Origin of the sequence: Vibrio sp. HI00D65, from assembly GCF_001635455.1 — a bacterium.
Classification (GTDB): domain Bacteria; phylum Pseudomonadota; class Gammaproteobacteria; order Enterobacterales; family Vibrionaceae; genus Vibrio.
In genome coordinates, this window is the sequence record NZ_LWEH01000456.1 from 1 (window position 1) to 286 (window position 286).

Below are 286 nucleotides of genomic sequence, written 5' to 3' on the forward strand. Positions count from 1 at the left end.
CTTCGCCGTTATCCGCACCGATTTGGAATGATTGTGTACCGTAAGTACCGTTAAGCAGCTTGTTACCACCAAAAGACGTCGTTTCCGCGATACGGTTTAGCTCGTCGTTCAGTGCGGTTACTTCTTCTTGAATCGCTACACGCTCAGCTTTTGAGTTTGAGCCGTTTGAAGATTGTAGAGACAAATCGCGCATACGTTGCAGAATGTTAGTCGTCTCGTTCATTGCACCTTCAGCGGTTTGTGCAATAGAGATACCATCGTTCGCGTTACGAACAGCAACGTTTAA

General features: G+C 46.5%; 1 protein-coding gene. It reads right to left on the reverse strand.

Annotated elements, in window-relative coordinates; translation table 11 throughout:
- Positions 1–286 (reverse strand): flagellin N-terminal helical domain-containing protein (locus A3712_RS21860; protein WP_443083613.1); only part of this gene is annotated, 286 nt, incomplete at both ends.